At 76.1% G+C, this 7708-nt stretch carries 7 protein-coding genes; 3 read left to right on the top strand and 4 right to left on the bottom strand.

Annotation, left to right across the window (positions count from 1 at the left end; all coding sequences use genetic code 11):
• Positions 1–69 precede the first annotated feature (69 nt).
• Genes NT8_RS25950 through NT8_RS25935 form a run of 4 tightly spaced genes read right to left on the bottom strand, consistent with a single transcriptional unit; the run spans position 70 to position 3747 of the window.
• On the bottom strand, positions 70–1272 hold the full coding sequence (locus NT8_RS25950; RefSeq protein ID WP_084469290.1) for an ABC transporter permease: 1203 nt from the start codon (positions 1270–1272) through the stop codon (positions 70–72).
• Positions 1272–1958, bottom strand: a complete 687-nt coding sequence (locus tag NT8_RS25945; RefSeq protein ID WP_067975056.1) for an ABC transporter ATP-binding protein — start codon at positions 1956–1958, stop codon at positions 1272–1274. The genes NT8_RS25950 and NT8_RS25945 overlap by 1 nt, the downstream gene beginning before the upstream one ends.
• Positions 1955–3238, bottom strand: a complete 1284-nt coding sequence (locus NT8_RS25940; RefSeq protein WP_084469289.1) for a peptidoglycan-binding protein — start codon at positions 3236–3238, stop codon at positions 1955–1957. Before NT8_RS25940 ends, NT8_RS25945 begins: the two co-directional genes overlap by 4 nt.
• A complete protein-coding gene (locus tag NT8_RS25935) occupies positions 3235–3747 on the bottom strand; it encodes a hypothetical protein (protein WP_084469288.1) in 513 nt (170 codons plus the stop codon). The genes NT8_RS25940 and NT8_RS25935 overlap by 4 nt, the downstream gene beginning before the upstream one ends.
• A 194-nt stretch (positions 3748–3941) precedes the next feature.
• On the opposite strand from NT8_RS25935, the gene NT8_RS25930 reads away from it, so the two are divergent.
• From NT8_RS25930 to NT8_RS25920, 3 genes are all read left to right on the top strand, one after another.
• Entirely contained in the window at positions 3942–4598 is a 657-nt protein-coding gene (locus tag NT8_RS25930) for a response regulator transcription factor (protein ID WP_067975050.1), read from the top strand.
• 56 nt (positions 4599–4654) lie between these two features.
• Complete coding sequence (locus NT8_RS25925; RefSeq protein WP_245646337.1) at positions 4655–5881, top strand: sensor histidine kinase; 1227 nt, start codon at positions 4655–4657, stop codon at positions 5879–5881.
• Between the two features lie 364 nt (positions 5882–6245).
• On the top strand, positions 6246–7670 hold the full coding sequence (locus NT8_RS25920) for an endo-1,4-beta-xylanase (RefSeq protein WP_067975044.1): 1425 nt from the start codon (positions 6246–6248) through the stop codon (positions 7668–7670).
• Positions 7671–7708: the final 38 nt, after the last annotated feature.

The following is a 7708-nucleotide window of genomic DNA, read 5'->3' as shown; positions in this document are numbered from 1 at the left end:
GGGGCCGTGGCCCCGGCCCGCCGCGTCGGGCGGCCCCCGCGGTCCCCGTCGCCGCCGCGGTCCGCCCGGTCAGTGGGCCGCCAGCGCCTCCGTCGGCGACAGCCGCGAGGCCCGCACCGCCGGGTAGAGCCCGGCCAGGCAGCCGATGACGAGCGTCGCGGCCAGCCCGCCGAGCACCGCCCACGGCGGCACCACGACCGGCCACCCGCGCGCGACGGCGTAGGCGGCCGTCACCCCGGCCCCGAGGACCGCGCCGCCCGCGCCGCCGAGCAGCGACAGCAGCAGCGACTCGGCGAGGAACTGGGTGCGGATCTGGGCGCGGGTGGCGCCCAGTGACCGGCGCAGCCCGATCTCGGCCCGGCGCTCCAGCACCGAGATCACCATGGTGTTGGCGACGCCGACCCCGCCCACCAGGAGCGCGACGGCGCCCAGGCCGAGCAGCAGCCCGGTCAGGGTCTGGTCGGCCGCCTGCTGGGCGGCGAGCGCGTCGGAGGGCAGCGACACCTCCACCTCGTTGGCCGCCGCCGGGTTGACCGTCGGCCCCAGGACGGACCGCACCGACTCCACCGCCTCCTCCGGGGAGCGGGTGTAGATGGTGGTCGCGTGGCCGTCGAAGCCGAGTTCGGCCTCGGCGACCGGCCAGCCGACCAGCGCCGCGGTGTCCAGCTCGGGCGCCAGCGGCGCGGGCTCCAGGATGCCGACGACCGTGAACCAGGTGTCGCCGATGAGCACCTGGGTGGCGGGGTCGGCCGCGCCGATGCCGAGCCGGTCGGCCGCCGTCGCGCCGAGGACCACGGCGGGGTACTCGGCGGTGCCCTCGTTGAGCCAGGTGCCGCTCGCCGTCTCCGCGCCGGTGGTGGCGGGCAGGTCCAGCCGGGCGGCGTAGGGCACGATGCCCTTGGTCTCCGCCTCGGGGATCACGTTCGACCGGTACACCCCGGTGTCCGCCACGGCGCCGATGGCCGACATCGCCGACACGTCCTCGATCCGGTCGACCATGGACTCCGCGGCGAGCGGGAGCTCCGCCTGCCCGCCGGTCATGGTGCTGCCCGGCCGCGCCGTGAGCAGGTTGGTGCCCAGGGACGCCAGCATCCGGTCGAGTTCGGCGCTGGAGGAGCTGGACAGCCCGACCACGCCCACCATCGCGGCGATGCCGATGGCGATGCCCAGGGCCGACAGGAACGCGCGCAGCGGCCGGGTGCGCAGGCCCACGGCGCCGACCCGGAGCACGTCGCGCGCGCCGAGCCGGGCCGGGGTCAGGTCCGCCGCCATCAGGCCGCCCCCGCCGGCACCGGGCGGGCGGAGTCGTCCACCACGCGGCCGTCGCGCATCCGCACCCGCCGGGGCAGGGCCGCGGCGATCTCCCGGTCGTGGGTGATGACCACGACGGTGGTGCCGGCGGCGTTCAGCCCGCGCAGCAGCTCCAGCACCGCCGCACCGGACACGGAGTCCAGGGCGCCGGTCGGCTCGTCGGCGAGCAGCAGCGGCGGGTCGCCGGCCACGGCGCGGGCGATGGCGACCCGCTGCCGCTCGCCGCCCGACATCTCGTGCGGCGCGTGGCCGATCCGGTGGCCCAACCCGACCCGGCGCAGGGCGGCGGCCGCGCGGTGGCGGCGCTCGGCCGGGCGCAGCCCGGTGTAGAGCAGGCCGTCGGCCACGTTGTCCACCGCGGGCGTGCCGGGGGCCAGGTGGAACTGCTGGAACACGAACCCGATCCGGGTGGCGCGCAGCGCGGACAGCCGGGCGTCGGAGAGCGCGCCCGCGTCGTGCCCGTCGACCCGCACCGTGCCCGAGGTGGGCCGGTCGAGCGTGCCGAGCATGTTGAGCATCGTGGACTTGCCGGACCCCGACGGGCCGACGATCGCCACGAGTTCGCCGCGCTCGATGGTCAGGGAGGCGCGGTCCAGGGCGACGACCCCGCCCGGGTAGGTCTTGGTCACGTCGGTGAGGGTGATCACTGCGGCATCCCCACCGTCGTGCCCTCGTCGACGCCGCCGCCGGAGATCTCGACCCGCCCGTCGGCGAACATGCCCGTGTCGACGGCGACGTTCTCGACGGCGGACCCGTCGACCACCTGCACCCCGAACCCGCCCTCCGGCAGGGCGAGGAGCGCGGCGATCGGGACGGTCAGCACGTCCTCGCGGGTCGCGGCGGTGAAGGCGACGTCGACGGCCGCCAGGTCGTAGTCGGCGGTGGCCGCCTCGGGGTCGTCGCCGCCGAGCTCCACCACGACCTCGATGGTGGTCTCCGGCTGCCCCTGGCCGTCGGCCGCGGGCTGGATCACCGACGCGGCCTCGGTGATGGTGCCGGGCACGGCCGTGCCGTCGGGCAGCACGACCTCCACCGCGGCGCCCTCCTCGGCGAGCCGCCGGTCGTCGGCGTCCAGGACCGACGTCACGACCTTCTCGGTGCCGGTGTACTCCAGGACGGTGGTGCCGGGCTGGGCGGGGGCGCCCTCGGCGGCCTGGACGGCGTCGACGCGCACCGACCCGGGGGCGAAGACGACGGAGCCGAGCCCGACGACGCCGGTCTGCGCCAGGCCGCGGTCGTCCTGCCACTCCGCGACGGCGGCGGCGGTGCCGGAGGTGTACTCGTCGTCGACGGTGAACCCCCCGTAGCCGAGTGCGTCGAGGTTGTCCTCCAGCTGCTCGACGTCGCGGCCGGACATGCCGGGCGCCATCTCGCGGTAGGCGGGCTCGCCGCCGTACATCAGCGTCACCGGGTCGGCGTCGACCTCGAACAGGGTCTCGCCGCGGGCGACGGTGTCGCCGCTGCCGGGCAGGGCGGTGAGGGTGCCCGAGGCGCGGCTCACCGCGGCGGTCGCCGGGCCGTAGCCGAGTTCGCCGTCGATCTCCTCGGTGTCCGCCAGGGTCTGGCGGACCACCTCGGCGGTCTCCGGCGGCAGCCCGGTGGCGGCCGCGTCCCCGGTCTCCCCGCGGGCCGCGCCGATCGAGGCGCCGAGGGCCACGCAGGCCGCGCCGAGCAGGGCGGCCGCGGTGGTGAGCGCGACGCGGCGGCCGCGCCGGGTGCGGCCGGGCGGGGCCGCGCCGGCCGCGCCGTCGGGGGCGGAGCCGGGGTCGGGGTCGGGGGTGTCCGCTGCGTCAGGGGTGGCGGGGGTGCCGGGCGCCGGCTCCGCACCGGCGGCCGGCCGGTCCGGCGCGCCGGCGTCCGGCGGTCCGTCGGGCGGACCGGCCGCGGCCGCCCGCTCCCCGCGGGCGTCGGCCTCGGGAGCGCTCATCCCTGACCCCCCGGGGTGGCCCCGGCACCGCCGAAGATGGGCTGGCACTCGGCGATCGCGTCCTCGAAGTCGGGGTCCTCACGGGTCTCGCCGTCCATCTGCACACCGGGCTGGCCGGGCTCGGGGTCGGGGAAGTCCTCCATCCCGTTCTCCCGCATGCACTCGGCGAACTCCTGGCTCCTCTGCTGCATCTCGCCGTCGTCGCCCCGCCCGGCGCCGGCCGCTGCGCGGTACTCCTCGCACGCCTCCTGGGCGGCCTGCACGGTCTCGCGGCTCACCGACCCGTCGACCTGCAGCATGGGGCCCTGGCCTGGTGCGGGGTCCTCCATGTGGACGCCGTTCTCGCGCATGCACTGCGCGTAGGCCACGCCGGCCTCGTCGGCGCTCATGCTCGGGGACGCCTCCGCACCGGCGGCGTCGCCTCCGTCGGCGGCGGTGCCGCAGCCGGTCAGGGCGGCGGCGAGCAGCAGCGGGGCCGCCAGCAGGGCCGCGCGCAAGGGTGTCCTCATCCGGGTGCCTCCTCGGTCGGGCCGGCGGGTCGCCGGCCGGTCGGAGGCGATGCAACACGGGGGCGTGTTTCCCCCGCGTTTGCGTCCGGCCGGGGCCGCGTCGGCCGCCGGGCCGCCCTTACGGGGAGGAAACACCCCGATCCGCGACCATGAGGGGGTGCGGGCCGCGGGCGCGGCCCCGGCCGGGAGGACGCATGCGGGTGCTGGTGGTCGAGGACGAACCCCTGCTGGCCGACGCCGCCGCCGAGTGGCTGCGCGGGGAGGCCCACGCGGTCGACGTCGCCCACGACGGCGACCAGGCGCTGGAGCGCGTCGGCGTCAACGACTACGACGTCGTGGTGCTCGACCGCGACCTCCCCCGGGTGCACGGCGACGACGTGTGCCGGCGGCTCGTGGCGTCGGACTCCGACGCCCGGGTGCTGATGCTCACCGCCGCCGCCGAGGTCACCGACCGCGTGGCCGGGCTGACCCTGGGCGCCGACGACTACCTCACCAAACCGTTCGCGTTCCCCGAGCTGGCCGCCCGCGTCCTGGCCCTGGGGCGCCGGTCGCGGCCGGGGGTGCCGCCGGTCCTGCGCCGCGCGGGCATCACGCTCGACCCCGCGCGGCGCGAGGTGTTCCGCGACGGCCGCTACGTCGCCCTGTCGAAGAAGGAGTTCGCCGTGCTGGCCGAGCTGCTGCGCGCCGACGGGGCGGCGGTCTCGGCCGAGGCGCTGCTGGAGAAGGTGTGGGACGAGCACGCCGACCCGTTCACCGGGGCCGTGCGGCTGGCCGTGCTCAAGCTCCGCCGCAAGCTCGGCGGCCCGCCCGTCGTCGAGACCCTCACCGGGGTGGGGTACCGCATCCGATGAGGCGTCCCCGGTTCCGCGTCCGGGCCGCGCGGCCCGGACGGCCCCGCCGCCGGCGGTTGACCCTGCGCGCCAGGCTCGCGCTGGTCTACGGCGGCGTGTTCCTCGTGGCGGGCGTCATCCTGCTCGGCGTCACCTACCTGCTGTTCCAGGACCAGCTCAGCGGCTCCCTCATGGTGCGGCTCGCCGCCGGCTCCCCGGCCGAGGGGGCCGACGGGGCGGCCGGGTCGGGCGACGGCGGGCTGCTCGTGGGCGAGGACGCCCAGAACGCCATGGGGGCCGAGGAGTGGATGCGCGGCGAGCGCGACCGGCTGCGCGCCGCCGCCACCAGCTCCCTCGTCACCTACGGCGCGCTCTCCCTGCTGGTGGTCTGCGCCGCCGCCACCGCCTGCGGCTGGCTCATCGCCGGACGCATCCTCGCCCCGCTGCACCGGGTGACCGACACCGCGCGGCGCATCGCGCACGCGCCGGCGGCCGACCGCGGGCTGCACGAGCGCATCGCCCTCGACGGCCCGGACGACGAGATCAAGGACCTCGCCGACACGTTCGACACCATGCTGGAGCGGCTCGACCGGTCGTTCGACGGCCAGCGCCGGTTCGTCGCCAACGCCTCGCACGAGCTGCGGACCCCGCTGACCGTCGGGCGGGCCCTGGTGGAGATGGCGATGCACCGCCGGTCGGCCTCCGAGGACGTCCGGCGGCTCGGCGAGAACCTGCTGGAGATCAACGCCCGCCACGAGCGGCTGATCTCGGGCCTGCTGCTGCTCGCCGGGTCGGAGAACGAGCTGAGCGACCGGTTCCCGGTCGACCTCGCCGACGTGGCCGAGCACGTCGGCGCGCAGGCGGCGGCCGAGGCGCGGCGGGCGGGCGTCGACCTGCGCACCGACGCGCGCGAGGCGCCGACCTCGGGCGACGCCCTGCTGCTCGAACGGCTGGTGACCAACCTGGTCGAGAACGGGATCCGGCACAACACCGGCGAGGGCGGCTGGGTGGCGGTCGCCTCCCGCGCGGCGGGCGACCGGGAGGTCGAGGTGGAGGTCGCCAACACCGGGCCGGTGGTGCCCGCCTACGAGGTCCCGTCGCTGTTCGAGCCGTTCCGCCGCCTCGGTCCGGAGCGCGTGGTCACCGCCAAGGGGGTCGGCCTGGGCCTGTCCATCGTGCGGTCGGTGGCGCGGGTGCACGGCGGCCGGGTGGCGGCGCGCCCGCGCGAGGGCGGCGGGCTGGTCGTCACCGTCACCCTGCCCGCGGCGGCCGCGGTGCCGGAGGAGGACGCGGCCGGGGTGTAACGGCCGCCGGTACGGCATCGTGCGCGTCGTCCGATAATGTGCTGTGATCTCTCGAAATTATCGGAAGGCGCGTCGGCGGGCGGCCAAGCGGCCCCGTGGGTGCACCACCCATCACCGCCGCTCGCGCATATCGGTCGGGCCGAACGGCGATATCCGGCCGTTCCTTAGACCGGCATCGCGTCCCGAAACTTTCGAATTTCCCGCCGCCGCGAAATGAAAGCGCTGGTGCGCGCCCGCCCCGCACAAATGCCCCCGCGCGGCCCGTAATCCCGTATTCACGCACCGACACCTCCGATGTTACGTTCGGCGCGTCCGCCCGGGAGCGCTCCCATCCCCCAGCACACCGCCTCCGAAAGGTGGAGCAATGAGCGAGACCAGACGCGGGAGACGCCTGTCCCGGCTGCCCGCCCGCGCCCTGCGGGGCGCCCTCGCGGCGGTCGCGGCCGCCGCCCTGGCCGTCCCCCTGGCCGCCCCCGCCCAGGCCGACACCCCCCTGCGCGAACTCGCCGACGCGCGGGACTTCGAGATCGGGGCCGCGCTCGGCGCCGGGTACCTCTCCGGCGACGCCCGGTTCGCCGACCTGGCCGCCACCCAGTTCAACGCCGCGACGGCCGAGAACGCCATGAAGTGGGACACCGTGCAGCCCTCGCGCGGGCAGTTCAACTGGCGCGACGCCGACGCGTTCATGGACTTCGCCGCCGCCAACGACCAGACCGTGCGCGGCCACACCCTGGTGTGGCACAGCCAGCTCCCGTCGTGGGTGTCCAACGGCGGGTTCGGGGCCGCGGAGCTGCGCGGCATCATGGAGTCCCACATCGACGCGGTCGCCGGGCGCTACGCCGGCCGGGTGGCCTACTGGGACGTCGTCAACGAGCCGTTCAACGACGACGGCTCGTGGCGGAACTCGGTCTTCTACAACACGCTCGGCGAGGGCTTCGTCGCCGACGCCCTGCGCATGGCCGCCGAGGCCGACCCGAACGCGGAGCTGTACCTCAACGACTACAACATCGAGGGCATCAACGCGAAGAGCAACGCCTACTACGAGCTGGCGCGGGACCTGCTGGCCCAGGGCGTGCCGCTCGACGGCATCGGCATGCAGGCCCACCTCATCAACGGGCAGGTGCCGGCCGACCTGCAGCGCAACATCCAGCGCTTCGCCGACCTCGGCCTGGACGTCGCGATCACCGAACTGGACGTCCGCATCCCCATGCCGGCCGACCAGAACGAGCTGCAGCAGCAGGCCCGCGACTACCGCGCGGTGCTCGACGCCTGCCTGGCGGTCGACCGGTGCATCGGGGTGACCGTGTGGGGCATCGTCGACCGGTACTCGTGGGTGCCGGACGTGTTCCCGGGCCAGGGCGCCCCGCTGATCTACTTCGACGACTACACGCCCAAGCCCTCCTACTACGCCATCCAGGAGGCGCTGGGCGGGCCGGGCGGCCCCGGCCCGGGCCCCGACCCCGAACCGGGCGCGTGCGAGGTCGACTACACCGTGCAGAACCAGTGGTCCACCGGGTTCACCGGCCAGGTGGCGTTCACGCACAACGGCGCGTCGGCGCTGAGCGGCTGGGAGCTGTCGTGGTCCTGGCCCTCCGGCCAACGGGTGTCCAGCGGGTGGTCGGGGACCTGGGCGCAGTCCGGGTCGACGGTCACCGTGTCCAACGCGGCGTGGAACGGCGCCGTGCCCGCGGGCGGGACGGTCACCGTCGGCTTCAACGCCACCCACAGCGGCGGCAACACCGCGCCGACCGCGTTCACCCTCAACGGGCAGGCCTGCACCGCGGTCTGATCCCCCCGGGCGGCCGGCCCCCGCCCGGCCGCCCCGCC

The sequence above is a fragment of the Nocardiopsis trehalosi NBRC 14201 genome, assembly GCF_001552555.1.
Taxonomy (GTDB): domain Bacteria; phylum Actinomycetota; class Actinomycetes; order Streptosporangiales; family Streptosporangiaceae; genus Nocardiopsis_B; species Nocardiopsis_B trehalosi.
This window is presented reverse-complemented; position numbering and strand designations above follow the sequence as displayed.